The organism is Halothece sp. PCC 7418 (genome assembly GCF_000317635.1).
Classification (GTDB): Bacteria; Cyanobacteriota; Cyanobacteriia; order Cyanobacteriales; family Rubidibacteraceae; genus Halothece.
The window spans coordinates 3,006,164-3,031,585 of sequence record NC_019779.1 but is presented as its reverse complement, the minus strand read 5'-3'; the positions used below and the strand labels follow the sequence as shown (position 1 = coordinate 3,031,585).

28 protein-coding genes and 4 pseudogenes are annotated in these 25,422 nt (G+C 37.9%); 2 read left to right on the top strand and 30 right to left on the bottom strand.

Going from position 1 to position 25,422, the window contains the following annotated elements; all coding sequences use genetic code 11:
* From PCC7418_RS13850 to PCC7418_RS13755, 19 genes and pseudogenes are all read right to left on the bottom strand, one after another.
* Positions 1–897: a glycosyltransferase family 2 protein gene (locus PCC7418_RS13850; RefSeq protein WP_015226810.1), complete on the bottom strand. Its 897-nt coding sequence runs from the start codon at positions 895–897 to the stop codon at positions 1–3.
* 5 nt (positions 898–902) lie between these two features.
* On the bottom strand, positions 903–1,688 hold the full coding sequence (locus PCC7418_RS13845) for a glycosyltransferase family A protein (protein ID WP_015226809.1): 786 nt from the start codon (positions 1,686–1,688) through the stop codon (positions 903–905).
* A 2-nt stretch (positions 1,689–1,690) separates the two neighbouring features.
* Positions 1,691–2,467 carry a methyltransferase domain-containing protein gene (locus PCC7418_RS13840; protein WP_015226808.1) on the bottom strand — a complete coding sequence of 259 codons (777 nt, stop codon included), beginning with the start codon at positions 2,465–2,467 and terminating at the stop codon, positions 1,691–1,693.
* Between the two features lie 85 nt (positions 2,468–2,552).
* Complete coding sequence (locus PCC7418_RS21215; protein ID WP_304411992.1) at positions 2,553–3,143, bottom strand: acyltransferase; 591 nt, start codon at positions 3,141–3,143, stop codon at positions 2,553–2,555.
* Positions 3,140–3,865, bottom strand: a complete 726-nt coding sequence (locus tag PCC7418_RS13830) for a class I SAM-dependent methyltransferase (RefSeq protein WP_015226806.1) — start codon at positions 3,863–3,865, stop codon at positions 3,140–3,142. The genes PCC7418_RS21215 and PCC7418_RS13830 overlap by 4 nt, the downstream gene beginning before the upstream one ends.
* Before the next feature lie 114 nt (positions 3,866–3,979).
* Positions 3,980–4,918 carry a glycosyltransferase gene (locus PCC7418_RS13825; RefSeq protein WP_015226805.1) on the bottom strand — a complete coding sequence of 313 codons (939 nt, stop codon included), beginning with the start codon at positions 4,916–4,918 and terminating at the stop codon, positions 3,980–3,982.
* A 25-nt stretch (positions 4,919–4,943) separates the two neighbouring features.
* Positions 4,944–5,183: a type II toxin-antitoxin system HicA family toxin gene (locus PCC7418_RS13820; RefSeq protein ID WP_015226804.1), complete on the bottom strand. Its 240-nt coding sequence runs from the start codon at positions 5,181–5,183 to the stop codon at positions 4,944–4,946.
* Positions 5,180–5,392, bottom strand: coding sequence for a type II toxin-antitoxin system HicB family antitoxin (locus tag PCC7418_RS13815; protein WP_015226803.1), 213 nt, complete (start codon positions 5,390–5,392; stop codon positions 5,180–5,182). Before PCC7418_RS13815 ends, PCC7418_RS13820 begins: the two co-directional genes overlap by 4 nt.
* Positions 5,393–5,601: 209 nt before the next feature.
* A complete protein-coding gene (locus PCC7418_RS13810; RefSeq protein ID WP_015226802.1) occupies positions 5,602–6,795 on the bottom strand; it encodes a DUF563 domain-containing protein in 1,194 nt (397 codons plus the stop codon).
* Positions 6,792–7,565: pseudogene (locus PCC7418_RS13805) on the bottom strand (glycosyltransferase family 8 protein); the annotation flags it as partial. The gene PCC7418_RS13810 and the pseudogene PCC7418_RS13805, both read right to left, overlap by 4 nt.
* 192 nt (positions 7,566–7,757) lie before the next feature.
* The gene (locus PCC7418_RS13795; RefSeq protein WP_015226801.1) at positions 7,758–8,531 is read right to left on the bottom strand and encodes a sulfotransferase family protein; all 774 of its coding nucleotides are present in this window, start codon (positions 8,529–8,531) and stop codon (positions 7,758–7,760) included.
* A 7-nt stretch (positions 8,532–8,538) separates the two neighbouring features.
* Entirely contained in the window at positions 8,539–9,483 is a 945-nt protein-coding gene (locus tag PCC7418_RS13790) for a hypothetical protein (RefSeq protein WP_015226800.1), read from the bottom strand.
* Positions 9,484–9,562: 79 nt separating this feature from the next.
* Positions 9,563–10,300, bottom strand: a complete 738-nt coding sequence (locus PCC7418_RS13785) for a sulfotransferase family protein (RefSeq protein WP_150107074.1) — start codon at positions 10,298–10,300, stop codon at positions 9,563–9,565.
* An 18-nt stretch (positions 10,301–10,318) separates the two neighbouring features.
* Positions 10,319–11,179 carry a hypothetical protein gene (locus tag PCC7418_RS13780; protein WP_015226798.1) on the bottom strand — a complete coding sequence of 287 codons (861 nt, stop codon included), beginning with the start codon at positions 11,177–11,179 and terminating at the stop codon, positions 10,319–10,321.
* Between the two features lie 45 nt (positions 11,180–11,224).
* Complete coding sequence (locus PCC7418_RS13775; protein ID WP_015226797.1) at positions 11,225–12,184, bottom strand: glycosyltransferase; 960 nt, start codon at positions 12,182–12,184, stop codon at positions 11,225–11,227.
* Positions 12,168–13,325: a glycosyltransferase gene (locus PCC7418_RS13770; protein ID WP_015226796.1), complete on the bottom strand. Its 1,158-nt coding sequence runs from the start codon at positions 13,323–13,325 to the stop codon at positions 12,168–12,170. Before PCC7418_RS13770 ends, PCC7418_RS13775 begins: the two co-directional genes overlap by 17 nt.
* Before the next feature lie 152 nt (positions 13,326–13,477).
* The gene (locus PCC7418_RS13765) at positions 13,478–14,074 is read right to left on the bottom strand and encodes a Uma2 family endonuclease (protein ID WP_015226795.1); all 597 of its coding nucleotides are present in this window, start codon (positions 14,072–14,074) and stop codon (positions 13,478–13,480) included.
* A 2-nt stretch (positions 14,075–14,076) separates the two neighbouring features.
* Entirely contained in the window at positions 14,077–14,442 is a 366-nt protein-coding gene (locus tag PCC7418_RS20635) for a hypothetical protein (RefSeq protein ID WP_015226794.1), read from the bottom strand.
* A 61-nt stretch (positions 14,443–14,503) separates the two neighbouring features.
* A pseudogene (locus PCC7418_RS13755) lies at positions 14,504–15,486 on the bottom strand (ISAs1 family transposase).
* Positions 15,487–16,005: 519 nt separating this feature from the next.
* Here PCC7418_RS13755 and PCC7418_RS13750 point away from each other — a divergent pair.
* Together PCC7418_RS13750 and PCC7418_RS13745 are read left to right on the top strand one after the other, a co-directional pair.
* Positions 16,006–16,287 (top strand): BrnT family toxin, encoded by a 282-nt coding sequence (locus PCC7418_RS13750; protein ID WP_015226793.1) that lies wholly within the window; start codon positions 16,006–16,008, stop codon positions 16,285–16,287.
* A complete protein-coding gene (locus tag PCC7418_RS13745; RefSeq protein WP_015226792.1) occupies positions 16,262–16,504 on the top strand; it encodes a BrnA antitoxin family protein in 243 nt (80 codons plus the stop codon). The genes PCC7418_RS13750 and PCC7418_RS13745 overlap by 26 nt, the downstream gene beginning before the upstream one ends.
* Positions 16,505–16,635: 131 nt before the next feature.
* Here PCC7418_RS13745 and PCC7418_RS20785 read toward each other — a convergent pair whose 3' ends face one another.
* From PCC7418_RS20785 to PCC7418_RS13700, 11 genes and pseudogenes are all read right to left on the bottom strand, one after another.
* A complete protein-coding gene (locus tag PCC7418_RS20785) occupies positions 16,636–16,845 on the bottom strand; it encodes a hypothetical protein (protein ID WP_015226791.1) in 210 nt (69 codons plus the stop codon).
* Between the two features lie 43 nt (positions 16,846–16,888).
* Entirely contained in the window at positions 16,889–17,959 is a 1,071-nt protein-coding gene (locus tag PCC7418_RS13735) for an exostosin family protein (protein WP_015226790.1), read from the bottom strand.
* Between the two features lie 24 nt (positions 17,960–17,983).
* The gene (locus tag PCC7418_RS21155; RefSeq protein WP_015226789.1) at positions 17,984–18,106 is read right to left on the bottom strand and encodes a hypothetical protein; all 123 of its coding nucleotides are present in this window, start codon (positions 18,104–18,106) and stop codon (positions 17,984–17,986) included.
* A 32-nt stretch (positions 18,107–18,138) separates the two neighbouring features.
* Entirely contained in the window at positions 18,139–19,032 is an 894-nt protein-coding gene (locus PCC7418_RS13730; protein WP_015226788.1) for a hypothetical protein, read from the bottom strand.
* Positions 19,033–19,048: 16 nt separating this feature from the next.
* On the bottom strand, positions 19,049–19,945 hold the full coding sequence (locus PCC7418_RS13725; protein ID WP_015226787.1) for a glycosyltransferase family 2 protein: 897 nt from the start codon (positions 19,943–19,945) through the stop codon (positions 19,049–19,051).
* 25 nt (positions 19,946–19,970) lie between these two features.
* Positions 19,971–21,017: a haloacid dehalogenase-like hydrolase gene (locus tag PCC7418_RS13720; RefSeq protein ID WP_150107071.1), complete on the bottom strand. Its 1,047-nt coding sequence runs from the start codon at positions 21,015–21,017 to the stop codon at positions 19,971–19,973.
* A 57-nt stretch (positions 21,018–21,074) separates the two neighbouring features.
* Positions 21,075–22,316, bottom strand: a complete 1,242-nt coding sequence (locus PCC7418_RS13715; RefSeq protein ID WP_015226785.1) for a glycosyltransferase — start codon at positions 22,314–22,316, stop codon at positions 21,075–21,077.
* A 31-nt stretch (positions 22,317–22,347) separates the two neighbouring features.
* A pseudogene (locus PCC7418_RS13710) lies at positions 22,348–22,569 on the bottom strand (Uma2 family endonuclease); the annotation flags it as partial.
* Between the two features lie 564 nt (positions 22,570–23,133).
* Positions 23,134–23,301, bottom strand: a pseudogene (locus PCC7418_RS21385) (Uma2 family endonuclease); the annotation flags it as partial.
* 8 nt (positions 23,302–23,309) lie between these two features.
* Complete coding sequence (locus PCC7418_RS13705; RefSeq protein ID WP_015226784.1) at positions 23,310–24,449, bottom strand: glycosyltransferase family A protein; 1,140 nt, start codon at positions 24,447–24,449, stop codon at positions 23,310–23,312.
* 60 nt (positions 24,450–24,509) lie between these two features.
* Complete coding sequence (locus tag PCC7418_RS13700; RefSeq protein ID WP_015226783.1) at positions 24,510–25,349, bottom strand: polysaccharide pyruvyl transferase family protein; 840 nt, start codon at positions 25,347–25,349, stop codon at positions 24,510–24,512.
* Between the last annotated feature and the right edge of the window lie 73 nt (positions 25,350–25,422).

The following is a 25,422-nucleotide window of genomic DNA, read 5'->3' as shown; positions in this document are numbered from 1 at the left end:
CTAAGTTAAAGAAGTTGTTTCGTTTAGTTGGACTGCAATCTTATTTTTCCGAAGTTTTAAATAGGAAAAAATGGAGTTAGAATTCAAGTTTTGACGCTGTTTTTTATTGTTCCATAGTAACCTAGGAATTAAAATAATGCCTTTTAAGATTCCTCGATAGCGTTGATGTCGGATCAGCCACCCAATACGGCTTATACATTGTGCAATTCCCAAACCCCATAAACTGGGGGGGTATCTTAGATATGCTAGCAAGGCTTGATTGGCAATACTAGCAGCAGTAATGCGGGGATCTTCATGATGTTTTAATTGCGTGTCATGAAACACCCGTAGCCATGAACTCGTTAAAATTTTCCATCCCATCCCATGGAGTCTCAAAGAAAAGTCGGTTTCCTCCATCCCGTAAGCTAAAGGAAGAGAAACATAACCACTCGTCTCTAAAAAAACCTCTCGCCGATAAGCACAGCCACAGCCAACAAAATCGGCTGTCCAAAATGCAGTTAAAGTATCAGGATCAATCATTTCTCCTTGGTGGAAAATACTGGCTGCAATGACTGCTGCTTCTGGAAATTGTTCAAACAGTTCACTTAAGCGAGTAAAATAGTCGGGATCAAGCGGATAAGAATCATCATCAAAACTTGCAACAATCGGATTTGTCGCTGCTTTGATAATTTTATTTCTACCGCCACCAGGTCCAACTTGAGTTTTGCTTTTAAGAACTTTAATGGAGGGAAAGTGATTGATTAGCCATTTTTCGGTTGTTGTATCGTTATTGTCAACATGAACAATAATTTCATTGGGTTGCGGATTGCAGGCTAAAATTTTTTCCAGCGCGATGGGAAGTTTATCTAGACGTTTGTAGGTAGGAATTCCCACTGTAATTGGGCAACTGTTAGCCATTTCACTTACGCTTCTAAAGTATATCCAAACGCTTGGTGTTCTTGTTTTTTCATTGGTCTTCCTAAGATTTGATACTTAATTATTTTTTTTGTCATATATTTAAAGTTTTGAATGGTACTAGCAACAGATAACTTAGATTCTTCTAAATTTAAGCTGTGGTGAAGAATATACTGTAGGGATGGAAAAGGAATCGTTTGATATTGGATGTGTTTGGTATTAAAATAAGCTTTAGCAGTATGATGACCTTCGTGTTGCCAAAAACACTTAACAAATTCTGAGACTGAATCTGCTTGAGGAATACCAGCCACTTCCTTAGATAAAATAGTAGTTGATCCACAAATTTGACTAAGATGATTACATAAAAATACCCTTCGATTTTGATAGTTTACTTGATACCCTTGATCGATGATCCAAGCATCCGTTTTAGGCTGTTTTTCTAGGAAACTTACCAATTGATAGCTAACTCTATCATCTGCATCAAGTGCCATACAATAATCAAAATCTAAATCTTTTACAGTCAACAAAGCATTGCAAATTTTTAATAACTTGTCCCGTTGATTTTTTTCGGGATTTTTAAGAGGATCTGAGTGCAACTGAATGAACTGAAAATTATCTGGATAGTTTTGAATCGAAATATTAGGGATTTCATGACAACCAATGATAACCCTAAAATTAGGGCTTTTCTGATTATCAAGAGAATTAATTGTCCCCTGTAAGAGTTTAGTTCTCAGTTCCCAATTAGAACATTTTCGTTTAGAAATTAAAGGAATAACGAAGACAATAGCAACCACTTCTACACTCCTGTCTTAGGTTTAATTCCAGTCACATAAATTGATTCATTTTGTCGTCCAGGAGTATCCATATAGCCAAGTAATCCTTCCTGATAACTGACTTGTTGTACCTTTTGAAATCCTGCTTCTTGAAGAAGAAGAATCAGTAACTCAGCATCATACATAAATTGATGTCCTGAACAATAAATCATGAGATTTTTCCCAAGCATTGGGTTCTTTAAATCTTTTTTCTTGGGCCATTCAGATGTTTCATATACACCAAGGTAGGGAACGGTGACTCGAATTGCGCCATTGGGTTTAAGATATTGCCAACAGTTACGAAGAGATTGTAGGGCAAATTTAGGCGAAACATGCTCTAAAACATGAGATAAAACAATACTATCTGCACAATCAAATAAATGTTTATCAGCATAAGTTACATCAAGAAATAAATCATTTTTAATTTGATGTTTTCCTATTAATAGTTTTAGAAAACCTTCTCCAGCTGGAAGAATATCTGTTGTTAGAAATTGCTCTTTATTGTATTCACCAGAACCAATATTGAGCATAATGCTTTGATCTCTATAGCTTGCAAGTTTTCGTTTGTTGTAGCCAACATCTTGCAAAAATCGAGTTAACCCAACTGCAGTCCATCTGAGAATACTACCTCCTAACTCAATAATTAAGTTAGAGGGCGGACTGATTTGATTAGCAACCTTATTAAAATTTTCGAGGACAGTTTGTTTTTCTTGAGGATGATTTAGGTTAGATTGATTGTTTTGATACTGAATTTTATCCATATTTATGATTTTTGTTGACAGGTTTTAACAGCTAACGTATCTTTTTCCGTTTCCGTAAATAAATATGAATTTTCTACTAATATAGTCAGTTGATTATTGATTGGTGGAGAGTTTTAATTACTGTTGCTGGAACACCAACCGCGATCGCGCCATCTGGAATATTTTTAGTAACAACACTCCCTGCACCAATTACAGCTTGCTCTCCTATTGTGACCCCTTTGAGAATCGTAACATTAGCCCCAATCCAAGCGCGATCGCGTATTTGAGTCGGTTGACTAATAAGGGCTTGCTCTAAAGGCGGAAGATTGGGATCTATTCCGTGATCATGGTCGGTAATATAGCATCCAGGACCGATCGCGCAATTATGACCAATTGTAATCGATTCTGCTGCATCTAGGAAAGTTCCGCGATTGATATAAGTTCCAGTACCAATATAAATTTTAGGCTGAGTCGAGATATCTCCACTGGATAATAAAACGACTCCTCGATCTAAAGCACAGCCCGCTTCCAATTCAATATCTTGGTAATTTCTCGGAATTTCTATGTCTTTTAACCAAACATACCCTTGCAACTTTACGCCTAGGAGACGATAGTAAAGATTACGATTGCGAGATTGTACTGCTGACCAGATACGGTTAGCAATTAATAAACTTTTAGAAATCACGACTTGATTCAATGCTTTTTATTGATTCCAATGAGCATTAAGTGATCAGCAGTTAAAAGGCTAGAATACTTTAAATCTTCGCCTTTAGTCGTCATATATCTTACAGTTTCCCACTTTTTTTGAAGATAAGGAAAATTTTGAAAGACAGAATAAGAATAAGCTAGTCCATCTTCTTCGCTAATATAATAGCCTTTTCCTCCTGTTTTTAACCAATTTGCTAAAGACCAGAGACCACTTACAAATAACAGCAATTTGATCCAGCGATTGAGTAGAGTTCCTTGACCTAAAAAATTAGAATCAGAGATACAGATCATTTTACGAGCAATTTTAGACATTTCTTGCACTGCTATGTCAGGATTTTCAACATGGTGTAAAACTGCAAACTCACAAACCAAGTCAAAAGAGTTTGGCTCAAAAGAAAGTTGATAGACATCTCCTTCTAATAATTCACTTTTAGATAACCCTTTTTTATAACCTTGTTCTCGTAATTCACTCACAGGTTCAATTCCCGTAACTTTTAGTTCTGGAAAATGTTGCTTTAGCCAGAGAATTGAATCTCCTGTCCCAGCCCCAACATCAAGAACACTTTTGATACCATAATACTTAATATAAGCTGCCATTAAGTACAATGCTAATTGATGTTCTGGGTCATTCTGATGAAGGTTATCGTAGTTTTGAGCGGTTTGAGCATAATATTTTCGCTGTATTTCGACAGCTCGATCTTTAGCATTCATTGTTTTTTAAGTTTTTCTTGATGAGTTTTTCGGATTTGAATAACTTGATTTTTGGTATTAATTATTATGGATATTTCCGCAAAATTTTAGAAAGAAATTATTTCGCTACTGTAATTAAAATGATTTTGCTGAGAAAATTTCTTTTGTTCCCTTCACTTTTCCCCATAATAAACTAGGTAAGACAATCCAGCCTTGAAAAGATTGTAAGGAAGCAGCGATCGCAAAAAGTTGTAGTACCCCTAATTTAAAGTAATCTTGAGCTTTTTTCCTCCCTAATACCTCTGTCATCACATAATAACGGTTGACTAAGTCCATTTGTGCCAATACCCCGACATTATTTTTATGATCCCCAGGTTGACTATCGTGAAAAATTCTAGCAGTACGGGCGTTCGCGAGTTTCCATGATTGACCCACGGTTAAGGATAAAGTGACATCTTCCATCAGGGAATAGCCGTGAAAATTGGAAGGAAATAAAGGATCGGGTAAGGCTTGGCGACGATAGAGAACACAGGTAGTATTTAACCATTCTACAGGGACAATTTTAGGTAAATTAGGATTATCTTCTGGGAGGAGGTTCAACGCTGGACCAATACATTTTCCCGCATAACTGGCTTCTGATTTACCATGTAAAAAACTAAATAATGTCCTACTAATGCGCCCTGGGGGTAAATATTTTTGATTGGTAATCATGGCGTTAACTCCTCCCATTTGGGGATCGCTTTGTATGGCTTCCCAGAGTCTGGCTAAGCATTCGGGTTCAAGGAGAATGTCATCATCTAACAGCCAAATCGTGTCTTGAGTTGCGTGCGCGATCGCCTGATTTCGTTGCGTGGCTGCACCCAATTCTGTCGCGCGATAATAGTAAATAGTTGTCTCTAAATTGGGAATTTTATCTTCACACAGCGATCGCGTTTCCTCTCCATCTGATCCATCCACCACAATCATTTCTAACGGCTGCATTGATTGTTGAGAAAGACTTTCTAGGGTACGACGGAAAACAACAGCGCGATCGCGTGTGGGAACTAGGGCGGAGATGGGAAGTAACTCGGTCATAGTTTTTAAGGGGCTTTAAGTAAGCTCACAAGGTATTAATAATATCAGCTTTGGTTACTCCTTTATGTCGAGAAATTGCTCGCAAAATACTATTCAATGTCCCTAAACGCAAAGGATTATGGTTGGGAATGCTTATTCTTTGATGACTAGGAATGTCAGTCTCCAAAATAATATGACTTCCCCGTTGGTGAACCACTTTATAATTCCATTGGCGACAGAGAATATCTGCGAGATCACTTCCCTTCAGATCTCTAGGAATTTTCATTGAATCACTAACATTTCTTCCTTAAGAAGGTGTAATTTTACGTTAGGACAACTTGGCTGATCAAAATAATATCCTTTAACCGCTTCATTGACATTAACTCGTAATTCTTTCCAACTATCGCCCTGAGTAAAGATATCCTCAGTTAAACATTCGGCGACAAAGCCACCATCTTCTTCTTGAGAGACTTCAAAAACAATTACTGAATTCATTTTGACTCCTTTTGCAGGTTTTATATTGATGTCTTAAAATTGCCTAAACGATTATTGTTTTGATCTGAATCAATGGGAAAGACTTTCGAGAGTACGACGGAAAACAACAGCGCGATCGCCCATGGGTACTAAAGCTGAAATGTAAAGTAACTCAGTTATCATTATTTAGAATATTACTATGGACAAAACTTAACCTGAGTTATAACTACTTATGAAGTCAAAGTATTAGATGTAATTTGAGCTAAAGCATTATCCAATTCATCTTCGTTTACATAAAAATCATAATAACTCGTTGTTCCCCAAGCCTCTTGAAACTCTTTGGGACGTTCATTGACACTTGGACCAGCAAGGTATCCGTATTCTAAATTAGCGGCCTCAGATAAAGTGTAGTAATGTGGCTCCCCCTGATCAGTAGGCATAAGTTCAAGAACCTTTGTCCCTGGTTGACAAAAAGCTAGATTCGTTAAACCTGCTCCATGGGGTCCCACAATAATTGTAGCTTCAGCAAAATCATAAGGCTGATTTTCATGTTCTTCAGGATTGTAAATCTCAAAACCATACTTGATCAGAATAGGCTTAATTGCTTCCTCATTAACAACATTACGTCTATAGCCAGTTCGAGAAATATAAAGTCGGCGAGTAGGGAGAGGAGGCGATGGTGTAATTTCTCGTTGCAGAAATTTAGGTAACCACTGGGGATAGTTTCGCCATGTACCTGGAAAAGTCGGTGCTAAAAGAGTATCAGTGTAGAGGACTCTACCTTTATTTTGATAACTCCAGAAACATTTACTACGAGGAATACCTAATTGATTAAATACGTCTTTAGCATTCTTGGAAATAGGTACTTGGCAGAAAATATGATCAACATCGGATAATTTAAATCCCGCTTTATAGAAAAGTTCTAGACGGCTCAAACCATCTAACAAAAAATGGCAGTAATTACCTCCCTGTTCACTCGGAAGTAATAAGCAAACCCCTTCTAAATGTCTGCATTTTGGTAAAAATTTTGGTACTCCTCCCTTACGCTTCATTTGGCTGACATGCCTGCCAAAGTACGAATGATCAGGTAAAAGGTAACCTTCCTTGCTAAATATCCAACCAAATGCATTGTATAAACGAGCACTCTCTAATTCAAGAACTCCCGCTTCTGGAAATTGAGGATCTAGTTTGTTTTGAAAATCTAGTGCAATTGACCCATATTTAATCGGAGCAGCACGCACATTTGGCATTTGCTCATAAATTTTATGCCATCTAGCATTAAATTTATGAGCGTATTCTGGGGATGGAAGCCACTTCGGTGAATGATCAATTAAAAAGGCTTGTCGAAACTTGTCCCTCACGTGAGGCCATACTTGATTTCCTATTTTTTCAGAGAGAGATTGTAACGAAAAAAATTTTCTCATTTGTTTGTCAATGTTTTAAATTGTTCATAGCATGGAAAATACATATCCATAAATTTTTGGAGTCTCGGATAGGATTTGTATTTTGCTTGGTAATGCCAAGGTTTAAAGGGTCCGCTAAAGTGGATAATTTTAACAAACTCACCATCAACATAAGGCGCGAGAAAGCCTCTTTTATTTTGTTTTACTTCAGTACAACCTTGCCAAGCAGTGAAGTTATAATAACGTGGAACACTTGTAAAGCCTCCTTGCCGATAAATAACCAAATGTAATAAGCCTTGATCAAGATTTTTAAAGTTTTCCCAACCATATTTGTTTCCCATGGTAACTACTTCTCGAAGGAGTTTATCCTTCCAATAGTTTTGATTAAAACAGAGAAACCCAGCATTAAATCCAGGAAGAATTGGATTTTTTATTCCCTCAGATTCAAAAATCTTTTGATCATCATGAAATTCATTACTATAGTTTTTTGTTTGACCTACAGCAATCAGGTTTCCTGGTAACTGGAAGATTTCATCTAAAGAATCCAAGACGACAACATCACTATCTAGATATAATATTTTATCGAAATTTTCAAGTTTCTCTAAATGAAGACGATAAAAGGTAGCATCCGTTAAATCAGGTCTGTGTTCAGCATTACAATTTTCTTCATTAATTTCAATCAGATGACAACCATCTAATCTAGAGATTTGACTTTTTGATAAAGAGTTGTAAAAAACTACAATGGGAATTTTTGGATTAGTTAATTTTATGCTTTTAATAGCAACTAGAAGTCCTTGCTCAAAGTATTCTTCATTTTCTCCTGTAGTACATAGTAAAAAACACTTTTTTTATTTTCAAATTTAGATGGAAATAAGAAACTTAAATAAGTATTTACTTTAAGATTAAAAGAGGGAAACTTGGAAATTAGTCCTCTTAAAAACAAGAGCTTAATTGCTTTAATCATATTGATATCAGAACATCCTTTATAATTGACTTTTATCTTTTAATTCTTTATGGGCTGCTTGATATGATAACCACAACTCTTCAAATCCCTCTTCAGAAATTAAATTGTCATGCTTCCTTGGCTTACTAACTATTTTTCCATTAGATAACAAATTTTCTTGGTTAGGAGCAGAATTTGTGATCAATGAAGTTTCTCTTTTGTACATTGGAGATAATGGATAACAAAGATTAAGATACTTAGTCAATTGATGCAAAGTTGCCTTGGGTTTTCCAATCAATGTATCAGACTCTATGTAGGAATAGCCATTTGGTGATTGAGATGCTAACTCTGATAGAGATACTAAATCTTTGACTCTTCGATTATAGTAGTTTAAAAAATAATTTAGAGAACGTTTGTGTCCCCATCTAGCAACACAGCTTTGTATGGAATCAACAGGTTGACGCAATAAAAAAATATGGAATATATTGTGATCACAAAATAAAGATGGATTAATTTCGTGAATAGAATGGTTAATTTTGTCGAGTGCATACTTAGGAAAAGGTTTCCATTTTGTATTCATGCGAAGGAGTTTCCAACGCAGCAAATCTAATCCTGAGTAATCTTGGTAAGAGATATGATATTCATTATCACCAGTAATTTCGCGTGAACTGCATAAAATTGATTGTAATAAAGTCGACCTAGCACGCATATGAGAATGTAAAAAAATGTATTTTTGTTTTCCGAATCTTAATCGGGAAATGCTGTCATAGGAATTAATAATGATTTTTTTTGTCAATTCTTTCGGATTAAGCATTTTAAGTTTATTTACTATTAGAGAGTAGGCTTGTTGATCTCCATAACTTTAGATCTAAATCATAATTTCCAGCTTGCTCCTTGGGATAATGTCCACTTTCAATTTTGCAAATTAAATTGGGTAAAGCATCAATAAACTCTTTACCATGATCAGGTGTATGTAAAGTCCAGGCTTGAGGAGAAGCTAAATCGGCTCGTAGCTTTCCTGTTTTTTGAAGGTGTTTTGAAACCATAATCTCCCAATTCCATAAAGGACTGTTTCCAGTTACCACAGAAGCTAAACGACGTTTCCAAGAAATCCAAGCGGGTTCCATTGGTAAAAAAGAATCAAATTTTTCTTTTTTGAGGAGATACTTGCGACTGGTAAAGTCTTGAAACTTATAAAAGCCATCTTTATCTAGTTTATAATCAACACCTCGCTGTTGCAAAGAACCATCTTCTGTAGGTGGACCACTTAAAGGGCTAACAAACATTACTTGATCATTTTTCTCAAGGAGTTGCATTCCTTCTGCTATCCAATTAAAACTTGTCTTTTGATGCAGTAGCATATCGCTGTCAAAATGAAGGATGTAGTCTCCTTTTACTGCTTCGATAGCAAAAATACTACCGTAAATTGGGTATCCACGATAGTTATGGGTATGTTTTATAAAACTACCAAAATGTTTGTGGTATAGTTTTTTTATCGTTTCTTTGGAATAGTCAATATCAATTAATCGATCAATAATCCCTTTTTGGACTAGCTTTTCACAACAGTCTCTTAACTCAGAAAGACTACCAATACCAGGACGAGATTTAAATTTACCAGACAGAGGCGCTGTATCAACAATTAAACATTTTTCTAGAAAATTATAGTTGCACATCCGCACTAAATGCGGAATCGTGTGCATTATAAAGGGAATATCTGTTCGTGCCACTAAAATAGATAGGGAACAAGTAGAATCTAAACTTTTCATAAGTCTCCTAGTTTGAGATTTGAGTAATTGACATCAGTTACTTAGTGTTCATAAGTAAATCTAGACCTAAATTGTTGGCTTACTTCCGTATAGGAAATGCTTTTCCAGGAATTTCTTTTCCTAAAAAGTTACATAAGAGGTTCCATCCATCACCTTTAGTGATATCCATGACTAGTAATTTTTCCTGATGATCTTGAAAGAAAGCATTTACTCTCTGATCGTGCGCTCTATAGGCTTCTGACCAAGTATCAAATTTTCCATATAAACCATCATGAATTGCCATATAATGGAGGTTAAATTCATATTGATTAGGATACTTGTTTCTATTGGCTTTAAAGTTATCAATATATTTGCTTTTTAAATCTTTTGGGGTTTCACATTGAAAGTGTTTACTAACGGAATTAACCCAATTTGATTCGTCTCTTGTTGTATAAATAAATTTTGAATTAGGAAATAGATGATATAATGTTTCAAACATATAAGAAACACAAGTATCGGTGCTAGCATCAAAGTAATAAAAATCGTCTAGTGATAAAATGTTTCCTCCATAAACCCAGTGGCTAGATCGATAACCTAGCATATTTAATGCTACCGATAATGATCTAGTAGCTGTTCTGCTAAGACCGATTCCGAATATTTTTGTCGCTGATTGACTGTCAGAATTAATGCTGTGTGTTAAATATTCTTTCTTCTTCCTTTGCTGTTCTTTATATTTTGCTCTTTTCGAGTTTTGATTAATCAAGGATTTGATTTTTCCAATAGGAGTTCTTTTGAGCATTATATGAATATCTATTCCTTTATAAATTCTACTATTCAAATTTCAAATGAGTTCTTATTAACGACGTAAATTCTCTAGTATTTGTCTTATTACTACACGAACACCATTACTTTGTAGGGATTTTAGTCCAACTTTAAATCGCATAGTTATACTCTTTCTTTCTAGAAAATTAGGGTTTAGTCTTAAATAACGATTAATATCTTCCTGCTGCGGAAAAGCTATGCCCAATGTTGGTCCGTAACTATTACTTGGTTGCCCTTTTTGATGATAAGGTTGCCAATGTTCACCTTGACAAGTTTCATCAAGGTAAGAAAATGCTTCTAAAAAATGCAGGTTGTCTGAAAAAAAAGTGTATTCAAAGTTGTCTTCCATTGCTTTTCTCCCTGGAGAGCCTTTGGGACAATCGTGTATAAAGATAATAGGAATGTTGGAATGTTTGACTAAGCATTTAAAGGCAAGAGTCACTGCTGGAATATCTTTAGGGCCATCAATAAATAGCGTTACCCGTTGATCATGATATTTTTGCAGTAATCTTGGCATAATTTTGAAGGAATTACCATAATGGAGCTTAACATTTGGAAGAGTAATTAAACGTTCTTCTGCGTACCGATGTATAGAGTCTACTTCTTCAAGACTTATTTTCAAGGCTTTAGAACCTCTTAGTCTGTCTAAATCTATGCTTTCTATTGGTAGTGCTTCCCTTTCAAAAAACTTCCCCAGACAATAGGTACTTTGTCCTTTGAAACGACCACTTTCCATAATGACTCTAGCTTCTACAGCTTTTGATAAAGCACACATTAATAAATTTTCACTGTGCAGCGACCCCCGATCAATATAATCTTTGGCAAATGGCAAATATCGGTCTATATTATTACGGCACACCTGAATAATTTCTTCCGAATTGTAAGGATGGATCATAATTAGGTATTTGTATTTCTTTCTCTAGGTTAATAATTATGCCCGCTAAGCGTTTGAGATTAAAGAAAAAAGATTTCGCTTTTGCTTAGCGATTACTTCAGCTAGGTTAAAGCCTAGTAATTTATAAGTAAATTGATAACTTTTTGGGGCAGCATTTCCTAAGGGTTGGAAGTTAGGTTCAGATAATTGAATTTGTTTAATTATTTGTTTTGCCCAATTTTGGTCAAAAAGCCAAATTTGTCGAGCACATTCAAAACGAGCTTGATTAATGGCGTGCTGTCGCTCTTTTGTTAACTGGTTAGTTACTGAGAGATGTTTTTCCATGTGATCCTCAATGATTAGGCGTTGAGTGTAAGTTTGACGCATATCTTTTCGACAAACTGTTTCTTCACTCCATTGGCGATAAATCGAGCCTGGCTGGTCACAATATACAAAATTTTTGCTTGCCATTAGTAATCTTAGATAAAGTTCATGTTCCTGACAGCAGGGTTGATCCGTTTTCCATCCTCCGACTTGCGCGATCGCGCTTTTGCGCCAAAGTGGACTTCCTGTTTGCGGGAGATACCATCGAGCTAGTAATATCCAAGGGTCATGAGGTTCGGGAATTGGAAGAACTTGCTGTCTAGAGTGCTTTTGTTCCCAATATTCAAAAATACTAGGACTATAAATGACATCTGCTTGGGGAGTTTGAGCTAATATGGCAAGCTGTTTCTCAATCTTATCGGGTAAGAGGTAATCATCAGAGTCTAGATACTGTATCCATTCTCCTGTACTCAGTTCTAGGAGTCGATTCCGAGTCGGATTTCCCCCTTGATTGGATTGCGTTTCCCACTGAATCAGACCATCAAAAGATTGAATCACAGCTACCGAATTATCCGTCGAACCATCATCAACAACAATCACCTCTGTATGGGGATAACTTTGTTCTAGAGCACTGCGAATGGTTTGAGCAATCCACTGCTCAGCATTGTAGCAAGGAATGAGAATACTAACGGTCTGTTTCATTGGCTCCAGCCACGACTTCAGAGTTATCCTTATTATCTTCTTGAGAGATTAAACTGAGATAAAGTTGGCTCGTTTGTTGAGCAATATTGTCCCAATTCAGTCGCTGACACTCTTGCTTAACTAAAGTACTCAAGGCTTCTAAGTCTATATCTTTGCTTTTGCAAATTGCATTGAATAAACCTTGTTCTGTTTCGGGATCATAAAGTAGCCAATCTGCTGTTCCTAAGGTTTCAGTAATAGAAGGAAAGCAAGGAGCAATAATGGGTTTGCTAAAAGACATCGCTAAAATCAAACTACCAGAGGTTAAAATCTTTTGGAAAGGAAGCACGATAATATCTGCAGCACTGTAGTAAATATGAATCAATTCATCATCTACATAGCCTTCTCGAACCATTGCACCCTTAATTGTCTCCGCTTTTTTGACCAAAGCTGACCCATACTCGACATGACCTCTAGCTTGTCCAACAATTGCTAGCAAATCTTGATCATTTTGGCATTTTTCCCAAGCTCCTAGAAGGAATTCTAGCCCTTTATAGGGTCGTATCATACCAAAGCTGAGGTAGATTTTTCCTTGTTGTGGAAACCCTAAGATTTTTCTTGCTTCTTCTTTCGGAATTGCTTCTTTATACACTGGGCGATAATTTCCATGAGGAATAATATTGACCTTAACGGAATCGAGTTGATAAGCCTGAAGTAAAGGTTCTAAGGAAGCGTGATTATGAATAATAACTCGGCTTGCCATTTTCACCAATAAGCGTCTTGTCCAGTATTCCAACCGAGGAAATTTAGTATCGTGGGGAACAAGATTATGAACAGTCCACACAATTTTTGTTCCAGTTTGGCAAGTTAACCAAACATCAATCAGCACTTTAAGCGCGTAAAGCCACTTACTTGGCAAATTTTTACCTTTAAGATATAAATTCAGCCAGTGGAGGTGTAGGATATGAATCGGTTTGTTTTGAGTTGTAATGGCTCTAAAAATTGGAAAAACACGACGATAACCTTGAGGAAATTGCACTTCGACTCCCTCTGTTTTTAGCGAATTAGCAAGTAACTGTTGATAAGGGTTATCCTGTCGATAGTCAGGCATCATTAAAACTCGTATTTGATGTTTTTCGTGAGTCGAAGCCTGCTGATTCATAGGAAATGATTTAATAATAAATGATGATCAATTTCAGCGCGATGACTTTGGCTCAGTTTCCCTAGCGGTGCGGGCTAATGTTCTATGATATAAGCACTCTCAAGAAACTGATGATTAACTTGAATGAAGCCAAGTTTCTAATATTCCTGTGGCTATAACGAATCATAAAAATCTTCCTCAATCGTGAGTGGTGTTTCTTTCAATCCCCGATTCACAAAAGTAACCAAAAAATTAGTCGTTAGTTTAGCCAGACAAATACTTTCCTCCGTTTTTTGATATTTCCCATTAGCCAGATGATAAAAAGTCATCTTATTGTCGTTCCAAAACCAAACTTCCTTTACTTCCAAAGAGTGGTACTTTTCTAAATCCGCGACAGTACCACTAGTATAAGTAACTTCTACAGCTAGATCGGGAATCGATTTATCCGTTTCAAAAGCAAAGCTATGATCGGGTTCTTTCCCTGCTAAGGGGGGATTTTTAAATGTGGTTGAACCCATGGGAAAATAAGTCAAATTATACTTGCGACAGTAAGTTTTAATTAAACCATTGATCACTTCCGCTATTTTCTCATGGTTCCTACTGGGGGACACAATTGTGATCACTCCATTCCAATAAGAGATATGATATCCAAACTCTTCTGCTGTTAACCGTTCGTAATCATCCCAAGTCATACCAGCGAGACTAAGGGTTTGATCTGCATGACTCGCGCGATCGCGATCAAGAGGAAGGTTCAATAAATCGGTAAACACGACTAATTTTTCCTAGTATTTATGGCTCTCATAATAAGATAACTATCACCACAGATTTCCCATTGTTTTCCCTCGAAACGACCTTCAGCAAGAATGTCTTGGTAAATGACTGACTCTTTCATAATTTCCTTCTTTAACACTTGGCGAATTAGGTTCTTATTTAAGATTAACCCCGCTAAAATTCCTGTGGCTGCGCTGAGGTTATCGCGCTGGGGTAACTCCTCGGTTGTGTTCAACTGTTGAGCAACATTTCTTATATGAAATACAAAAAAGCCTGCTACATATCGATCCCCCCAACCCCCCTTACTAAGGCAGGGCTGTTTCATTCTATCAAAATGGGGAGTAGCCAAAGCCTCTGTCCAAGCCATCTTCGCCCTTCGGTAATTGATAAAAAGCCTAATAATCTAAAAAGATTGAGACAAATGGTCTTTAAAACTGAAAAGTTGACTGCTGACTGAAGATGGTGTATTGGGGAAGTATCTTCAGCAAAAATAACATCTTTGACCCAATGTAGTTGGTTTTCAATTCCCCAATGTCCCTGAATTTTTTCACTAAATTTTTAGCTGTTTGATCACAACTACTTAAATAATAAACGATTTGATGATAAGGCTTGTCTTTTCGATAACCTTTCCTTTCTACTTTAATAAAATACTGACTTCCTTGCCAAATCTTAGGAACTTTTTCTGGAACTTCAAAAACAGAGACTTGGCGAGTAATTTGTCGTCCATGACTCGTGTCGGTGCAGATATTCTCTTGAAAAGGAATCTGATTGTGAGCAATTTCTTCTAAACTGTTGTACAACTTAGGTTGATTTTTCTTAACCGCAATTACATAATCATTATGAGAGCGATTAATCGTTCTAATTGTTTCTTTTGACAGTGGACAGCATCTAGAGTCAAAATCTTATTGAATAAAGGTGTATTATCCACCATTTCTCGAACACAGTGAATTTCTGAAGTCTTTTTATTCTCCAATTTTTCCAAGGCTAAAACCAATCCATTTTCTTGAGAAAACCAAGAGACAATTGAAGCAAAATTCTGTTTATTTCCGTAGGTATCAGTTAAAGTTGATTTAATACTTTTGCCATCGATCGCGATCCAATCTGGAATTTCTTCTTTTGAAGATAATTGAGTTGCCCATTGATTAAAAATTGGAATTAAATTATCATTTTCTATTCCCATCATGATTCTTCTAATGGTGGAGTAGGACGGAACTTTAAGGTGAGTATTTTTGGCAAGGCGAAGAAGATAGTCATGATGATTCTTAGCAAAAGCAGATAGGTCTCTATAACTTAAACAACCTACCATTAGCCCTAAAATAACAATTAGGAGTATCCACCATAGGGGATATCTTTTTCCACTGGAATCCCGCCAGTCCTTGACTTGTTTTAAGAAACTGATTAAACTAGACATATTAGAAATTTTTCTAAAAATGCGCGATCAAATCTTCGATTTGGTGCGCGGAGCGCAATCGCGCTGTGGATTTAGTTACGCGATCGCGCTTTACATTTACAATTTTACCCCGAGAATGAAACAGCCCTGCCCTTACTAAGGGGGGCTAGGGGGGATTTTTAAACCAGTCTTATGTAGCAACCATTGGAGTATTCCTTATTAACGTCTTTTCTGCTTTGTCTGGTTCAGTTAAAACTGCACAAGGGTACAATCTTGGGGAAGATAAAAACCTCTCTGGAGGTTGCTCCCATAATCTAATTGCTTCAAATTAAGGTTTCTGCTAAAAATTTACAGACATTATCGTACATTTCACTTGATTTGCATAGAAAGGTTATTGGCAGCGCGATCGCGCTGCCTCTTAAAAGTTTTGCCAGCACCTAATTAGGAAGTGTTATAGGCAATGCTAACAATAGAGGAAATCGAAGCCCAAACGCAAAACTGCTAAAATAAATTTTTCTGCTTTAAAATATAAATATCATAATGTTTGAGTGGGATGAAAACAAAAATCAACAGAATCTCAAAAAACATAAGATCAGCTTTGAAGAAGCGGTAGAAATTTTTGATGGGATTGTCTTTACCGCGATTGATGAACGGTACAATTACGGAGAAACCCGTGAAATTAGCATTGGAGCAATTCAAGGCGTTGTAATTATTACTGTTGTTCATACAGAACGAAACGGTAACATCCGCATTATCTCAGCCCGAAAAGCAACTCCAAAAGAAAGGAGACAATACTATGACTATCTCGCCCGAACGACTTAAACAACTACAAAATCTCCCTGACTCAGAAATCGACACTTCAGATATTCCCGAATTAGACGAACAATTTTGGCAAAATGCCAGGAAAGTTGAACCTATCTCGAAAAAAACCGTTACCATCCCCTTAGACCAAGATGTCCTTGATTGGCTAAAACATCAAACTCCCCACTATCAAACCTTGATTAACCAGATTTTACGCACCTATATGAACCAACATTAATCCTAATTAGAGACAATTCGAAAGGTTATCGCAAGCGCGATCGCGCACAACTGATCACTCTAAATACTTGCTAGCATCTTCCCATATATCTTCAGATTTAATAATTTTGATTTGCTCTTTTGGAAAGATATTTAACCAAAGTTTATTTCTCTACAATCAGGGGGCCACACATCAGGATGACGAATCAAGTGTTCATAGAGTGAAGTAGTTCCTGCTTTCTGGGCTCCCACAATTAAACAATTAGGAAGCACCCCTAATTCTCCCCACCGATGTTTTAACCGATAGGGTAATCTTTTTTCTTCCCATACTTTTTTTGTCCGCTCTAGTAAAGATTTTGTCATTTTCTCTAAGTCTTAAATTATCAGAATCCTTATTTGGTTTAAATTAGCTTGCTCCCATTTTTGTTTTCAGTCTTTTGCAGAAAGCCTTATCGGTTAAATAAGACTCTTTCATCGTCAAAATATTTTTCCGCATTGATTCAATTTGAACTTGGTTCATGGTCATAATTTTTTCAATACTTGCCAGCCAGTTTTGGTTTTTCACTGCTAAACAATTATATCCATCCTTTAAACTTAGATCGTAAATTTCTAGTTCCTCTTCATGTAAGACAGGGATACTTCCTAATACTAGCGCCTCAACTACCCTGTGAGTAAGACGGCTGTATCCGGGGGGACACAGGGTAAAATCAGAGTCTAAGAGACATTGTATATACTCTTGAGGAGAAACCCCTCTCTTTTCACCAGGTTCATCGCCATACTCAATCCAAAGCATATTTGAGGAATTGTCTGCGAATTCTGGATCAGTGGTTAGGGAAAATTGCTGTTTTTCTAGTTTCCCCCTGATCTGATTAATAATTTGGGTTCTCCAATTCGGACTCCGATTACCGATAAAGTTGAATTGATATTTTCGTTTGTTTTGCGGTTGCCATTGAAACGCAAATAATTTTTCGTAAAGCTCTTGATTTTCTAAAAAGTTAGAATGAACATCAATTCCCACTAATTCTCTTTGCGCGATCGCGCTGTAAAAATCAAATGAATAAAAACCATCGGCTAAGAAAACTTTATTCAGTTGTGAAGAGAGAGGAAATAATTTGATAAACTCTTTAATTTGATGCCAAATATTTCTTGGATAAGAACTTTTCCTCACTCCAGAATATAAACCAATGTGTTTAGCCTTTTGAGCACACTCCATTAAGTCTTGTTTGGAGGCAGTAGAATCAAACCCCAGAAGATATAACCAGTCTAAGATATTTTCTTCTTCATGGACGGTGTGAATAATTTTGACTTGTTCTAGGCTTTGTAACTTCTCATAGTAAAAGGCATGACCGCGATATTCTACTGCTTGTTTTGGCTTGGTAAAGACCGTTACTTGACAATCTTTTCCAGCACAGGATCGCGCGATCGTATAGGCAAGACATTCAACTTGGGGAGACCAAATTCCGAGTTTAGTTACCATTGCAATTTAACCGTCTTTAGCGTTTTACTCTCTTTCGAGTTTTCCTAGCGTAATTAGGCTCTCTAAATCTTCCTTTGCTGTAGGTAAATATTGATTAATCACTTCTCTAACTGCTTGTAATTGATCAGGGGTTGCTCCTCCTAACATCAGAAATGGTTGTTTTCATGGTTGGATTCCGATCAAGCCTTTAAAAACCCTTGTTTCACTAATTGCTTAATTCCTTCCCCATATAGTTGATGTCGAATTGCCCCGACATAATGACGCGAGGGTGAACCATTAATTCCCTCTTCTAAATGAACATCATATTCACTGGGGAGTAATTCCACGCCAAATCGAGAACTACACAAAGCATATAAAGTTTGTTCAATGCGCCAAAAATGACCGACAATATCAGGCAAACTGAGAAATTCCTCAATCCAGTCAAGATCCATTGATGTTTTATGAATCACCCCTAACCCTGAGTTAAAGCGAGGGATTACCTCAAAGCCCATTTTCTCTTTTACAACTTCAGGGTCAATCGTATAAGCAGTTCCCACATCAGCATTAACCGAATTTTTCTCATAATTCGGATTTTCTAAACGATTGAGTAATTCTTTCGGTTCGCTAAAAAAGAGGATATCGCTATCAAATAGAAACATTCGATCGCTGCTGAGGTAAGCAGTAAAATCAAACACTTTGGGAGAGAGATGATTATTTTTCCGAAACTCTAAACACCGTGGATAAGGTTTCAGGAATTCAAACATTGCTTCGTCTGCTTCTGCGCGGGGAATAACCCTTGCATTGGGAAAATGTTCCCTAAAAATCGCTTCCTGTTCTTCCGTTAAACTGGTATCGCCATGAATGCAAAGGGCATAATTCCGTCCTGTATAGTAGTAAAGAGACTTAAGCCCCCAGATTAAATTAAGCCAGTCATTGGCGGATGTTAGAACGTGAATTTCGCAGGTTGTGTCAGTGGTGTTGGTAATGGGGGGGGTTTGCAGAATTTTCGGGCGAACGCGATCGCGATAATGAGCCACTTCTAAGCCGTGACCGTATTTCTGTTTAAATTTTAAGTAGAGAGAACCAAGAGACATAACGAATCCATGTAATTTATGAAGGACTTGCAGTAGATTTGAGAATGCCAACTGCCCGTAACAAGTTTTTAATGCGACTCCCTGTTTTCCAGAACCAAGGATAGAATTCTTTCCAATTGCGCTTCATTTTCTTTTCCCAAACCTCACGCTGCCAAGGAAAGGTATTATCTTCTACATCTTCAGGAAGGAAGGAACTAAAGTATTGATCCCAGTTCTCTCCGTAATGTTTACGGAAATACTTAGAGGCAAAATCACGGGCGCGACGGTTGTACTCGTGACGGGAAATTTTTGTAACTACCCCATAAGTGCTTCCACTTTGGTCATGATAGAGATGGGCAATATCGGAATAGGCTAAAAACCAGCCTGCTTTATACATTTTGTAAGCAAATTCGGTACTTGCCCCTTGGGCATAATGAAACTTGGGGCTACAGTAACCTACCTCACGATATGCCCTTCCCCGCACTAACATGGCGAGTCCGTGAATGGTAGAAACTTTATGCCATCGTCTTCCTGGTTTCGGGTGACAGCCTTTATAGTCTTTGGCTTCGGGTTCCCCAGGGCCGATCGCTGCCATGTTTGGGTCTTCTTGCATTGCTTCCCAAAGTAATTTTAAGGTGTCTTGTCCTTCAGGAAAAATAATGTCGTTGACTACAAACCAATAGTAGTCATAAGCTGGCTTTTCTTTATGGGCAAATTTCAAGCCTTGATTGAAGGCATAATATCGTCCTTTATAGTTGGGATCGCGGAAGTAATGAGTCGCATAGCGCGATCGGTTTTCGGGACAACTCCCCGCCTCCACCACAAACAAAGATGTTTCTAAACCCTCACCCATTTTTTGCACTTGCTCGACCACTTGGTCAGTGATATCTGGGCGATCGCGATTCATAACGATAATAGCAACACTGTCCGCCATGAGTGATTAACCTCCTAATGAGAAACTACTGCTCAATTAAAACTGCCGAAAGTTGATCGCCCCTGTGACAAAGGGGCCAGTAATAAGGATCTTCTAAGCGAACCCATGGGTTGTCTTCATAGGATAGGATTTCCTTCACTTGAGAATTGGGCTCTAAGGGCTTGAAATCTTGGCTTGGAGACGGCTGTTTTTGTTCTTTCATGAGTTTAGCAACTAAGGTAGTAAGAATTTGCATTCCATAATTGCTAACAGGTAAATCAGACCGCACCCACAGCAGGCGATCGCGCAAAGGAGTCTCCCTTACTGTTTCAGCTAAAACTGCTGAGTCATCAACAATCCAATCATAACCACCATTTCCTAAGATTTGGTTAACTAGATCAGGGGTTTTTATGGCTAGAGAGAACGGTCGCTTCTCAAACGCCTCACGGGAGATATGATCTTTAATTTGATTTGCTGAGGGAGCCTGATGCAGATAATATTCCACCATGTCCTGAGCCGAAATAATCCGATTGCCAAATACCTCTGTTAAGAGAGGAAACCGTTTGAGCAGATAATGCACTCGTTTTCGGGCGCTGGCGGTTACTAAAATTAAGTCAATTCCTCGCTCACCTAGCCATGCTAACCCTGCAAGCATTCCTGGTCGAAACATGACAATATGACGAGGATTCTGCAAAAAAGGATAAGCCTTTTGATTGGCTGTGTCATAGTGGGTGCGACCTCGGAGTCGTTTCAAGCGACCTCGCCAGGTTTTTCTCATCTGGGAATATTGATAAGCAGGATAAATTTCAGGATCTTGATAGCCTTGACCGATTTCCCAAATTTCTGGAGAACTGTAACTATTAAGAAGCAGTGTTTCGTCCAGATCAATGACAACTTTACAGTTGGGAAAGGTTTTATTCTCTAACTGAGATAGCCAACTGTTGCTATTGAGATAGTTTTGCCAAATGGCGCGATCGCGCTGTAAAGAAATGGGTTGCCAGTTGATCCATTCCCAAGGAGGAACAATAGCAGTAGGATTCAGCCTCAGGGGGTTGAGTAATTTTTCCACTCGTTTTTGATTTACGGTAGCCAATTTTCATCTAAGATTTGATCCAAGGGCGCGATCGCGCTCGGTTTACTTATAGTTAAGTTAATTCTTAGATAAGATTTGCTGATAAAGAGATTCATGTTCATCGAGAAATCGTTCCAAACTAAAGCGAGTCTCTGCGCGATCGCGCGCTGCTTCTTTCATTTTGAGTCTTTTTTCTAAGGGGAGAGCAAAAAAGTCATCAGTTTGTTGCGCTAAGGTGTCAGGATCATTAGGGGAAATCAAATAGCCAGTTTCACCATGAGTCACAATTTCCGTAACTCCCCCCACTTGAGCCGCAATGGCGGGAACTGCTGCAGCAAAGGCTTCTAAAATCACCAAGGAAGAAGTATCCGCACGACTAGGATGCCAAATCAAGTCCGCGACATTAAGCAATTGATTAAGTTCATGGGGATCAGCAACCGATTGAAACGGAAGGTGATTATAGGGCGCAAGTTTCGCTTCAATTTCATCACTTTGGTCGGTAATCCCGAGGGGAATTAAAAACAAATTAGCTGTCTCCAGCTTCGGTAAAGCCTCCAGAATAATATCTAGCCCTTTGCGAGTATCAATAGTTTTGCTGGCTACTGAAAACAGAAGGATATGTGCTTGTTGGGGAATCTTCAGTTTTTTCCGTAATTCAGCTTGATCAGGAAGCGGACGGTATAAATTAGTATCAACTGGATTCAGGATGGTTTGAATCGAACTTTGTTGCAAAATACTTTGTTTTGCCTGAATGCTTAACCACTCGGAGACGCAAATAATTTGTAAGTCGCTTAAGCGATAGATCCAGCGTTTAGCAAATAAATTTAATCCTGAAGCATCACGATGTAACCACGTTAGGGGCCACTGACCAAACTGGGGGCACTGACCACAACTGCTTTGCCAGCGATCGCAATCATAAGGATATAAGCAGTTGCCAGTAAAAGGATTCAAAGTATGAAGGGTCCAAACGGTTGGTTTGAGGCGAGTTAACCAAGGAAAACCTACTAAATTAAAACCGGGTAAATCATGAATGTGGATTAGATCAAATTGCTCGATGAAAGATTGAGTCAGTTGAAAAGGAAACCCATGGGTTAAACCAAGATTATTAACTCCCAAACGATGAATCACTCGCTGTGATAATTTTTTTGTCTTCCCTGGACTGCGCTTAGGAATTGCTTGAATCCATTCTTCTTCAGAAAATTTCTTTCCGACTAAATAAGTTACCTCATGAGCGCGATCGCGCAATCCTTGCCCTAAATGATAGCCGACTTTTGCTGCTCCCCCTTTAATATCGGCAGAATTAATCAATAAAATTTTCATAGTTTAAGGGATGTCTCTCTCTCGCAACTGTTCAATAAAAAATCCATTGGGTTTCCCCTGCTTGGAAAATTTGGTTAGCACTCAGGTTGAATTCGGGAAAAGTTGAGGAAGTAATCAGATCTTCGTCTCGGAATTGACGCACTTGATATTCTCCGTCAATTAGTTCATAGATAGAGATTGTGGGCGGTTTGGTGTTACCAATCAATCTTCTCCCCCCTAAACCGAGATAATCAACAATCCAATATTCGGGGATACTTTCGAGTCTCTGGTTTCCATGGAACAAATTCCTCAAAGGTAAGGCATTGGCTTTGAGGGGATGCTGAAGTCATCATGAACTACGCTAATCCGCTTTGCTGAGATTAGCGTTTCCAAATAACTAATCTCACGAATGTAACGCTTCTGACGCTTCGCACGGTAAACTTACCTTTTCGAGTCCGATGGCTCTACTGGATAGAGGTTCTACCATCCACGTCTAACGATGCTAGTTCCTAACACCGTGGCTAATATATTGGATTTAGCCAGATAATTAAGCAAACTCGAAATTACTATCTTAATCTTACGATTTCTGGTAATCGGATACTGCCGTTAACTGTATCGTTTGAGGTTAGACTATTGCCGACCAGTTGCCCAGTTGCTTTTATGCTACGGGTAGTCATCTCTACGGACTAGCGGGTACTTTACGTTATGCCTCGCACGAATATCATAGCAGAGTTTGGCAATTCCTCATACATCTCGCAAGCTCGATGCAAGTCGTCATCACCGTGCTTTCCTTCCCTAGTCCGCTAACGCGCTCGAGGTGGGACTGACGCACAGACGTTCAATCTCGTTGAATTGTTGCACAAATCTTTGATGTTCTTGAAATTGTTAGCCAATCGCATCCACTAATCGATTTCGGGTTTTCTAGGATCTCCACTACTTGTCCTTGACGATAAACTTCTACCTTTCGAGCTTTAGGCTCGATTAGCCATCCTAGTCTGACACCATTAATTGGCTTTAGTGATTCTGAGAGTGCGATGATTGCGCTTGGGATCTAAAGACAAGGTTTTTTATTTTCCCAATACTACTTTTCATAACATCAGCAATGCCTTCATTTACCCATTTTTCAGAGATTTGCAATAATAAAAAAGCTAACTTACTGTTGGGGTGACGATGTATAAAGTCTCCAGCAAAGCGTAGAAACGATCGTTTTAGGCGGTAATAGCGCGATCGTTCAATCCGAATAGCATCTTCCATCTCTCGCAATTCACACGCCACTTTACCTGATCGAATATCATTGAACATATCAATCACTGCTTGCGGAAGCGAACCTTCATAACGCTCCAACCAAGCAATAAATTGATACCGATTGTGTGTTCTAAATGGATTTTCTAATAAAAGCCAATTTTTTTGAGCCCAATCATAGGCTTTTGAGTTATCTACATTAGGAACCATGCCTGTAGCATAACCCTGTGTTTTCTTGAGGACTTGACTGGGAAACACTAGAGAAAGATGATATAGGTAAATCCCCTCCCGAGCTAAAGCATCAGCAGAAAGCCAATTACCTTCATTAACAATCCTGCCTTCGGAATTTATTACTATTGGACCTTGATGATGCTTATCATATTGAAAGCCTTTTCCCCAGCGAAAAAGACGATTAACATCACCTCCTCCTTGTCTCAAGAACCAGCCATCAGTGATGTATTTTTCATTTCCCCAAAAGATCCGCCAGCGAAAACTTGCTCCATCAATTGTTGGGTTCTTTGCTAACCAAGTTCGTATTTTTTCGATATCCTCCGATAAGTAAAATTCATCACTATCAACTTGCCATAAGTAATCGCCAGTAGCCACTTCAGCATAGGCTTGACACATATCATTCTGATCTGGCCAAAATCCTTCCTGTGAAATCACTTTGATTTTATTTTCTGGATCTTCATTAGCTTTAAGGAAATCAATGGTTTGTCTTGTAGAATCTGTGGAATGTCCGTTTGCTGTGGCAAAAGGTCTAGCTTTCTCTACAGATCCTTCAACAATAAGAATTTCGTGGGCATGAGGATAAAGAGCACGAATACAGTAACGAGTAAATGGTTCTCCATTTAGAATAATTATTCCAAATGAAATTTTTGGAAATTGATGAGCAAATGCTTTTCTATTCATTTCTTAGGTGTACAAATCAGGCTAATGTATCTTACAAAATCAAGGAATAATGTGTAATTATTAAGTAGGTTGACTCCCTGCTTCAATTAACTCATCAAACTTATCAGTCAATCGTTTGAAAGAATCCTGAAATATACGATTTGTACTTAATCTCCTTTGACCAAAACGAGCAAGCCAGCGCAGACGATTTTGCAAAACAATCGGGTGTACAGTTCTTTTCAATCGACCTAATCGACCTCCTCCAAAATATTGAGTTTGCGGTAACCATTCAAATTCATGCTCAATTCCTACTGTAGTTGACCAATCTTGCCATTTAAAGTGGTTGATATGCGCTCTAGTTCGTACTGGAATCCAAGGAACCCGAAAAGCATCGGCAACAATTGCTCCATGAAGAGACTCTGTAATCACTACACGGCTACTGCGAATTTTCTGAATAATAGTTTCAATTTCAGAGCGGGGATCAATCAACTCAATAGAAATTGATTGGCAGACATCTTTCCAAGTTTCTTCATACCTAATTGTTATATGATGAGGCATAAAAGCTGCATGATGTAGGTGTTCAGGAGCAGGATCAAATAATAATCGTAAGAGTGTAGCACTATCTCCAATTGCTAGATCCTCTGACAACTCTAATTTTTTAGCAGTCAGTAAACCTCGAACACAAAAAAAACGCCAGCGATCATCAATAACTGGTAGCGATCCCGTGGCATAACCACTACCAAACACCACTTTTTTAGGTTCTTCAGGAACTCTAGAACTTAAGATAGAGCCAATTCCTACCAGCAAAGTGTTGCTATCAAAGTAATTCTCAATTGGTAGTGGAAACAATTGTGACCACAGCCAAGGGTTTAAGTCATCGCCAAAGTTAGGTTCTTTACACTGAAAATAAAAAAGTTTCATCTAAGCATCCTTTTTTTGACAAGGGCTAAAGAGATTTTCTTTTTTGAAGCCATCAATGGCTTATTTATGTAAT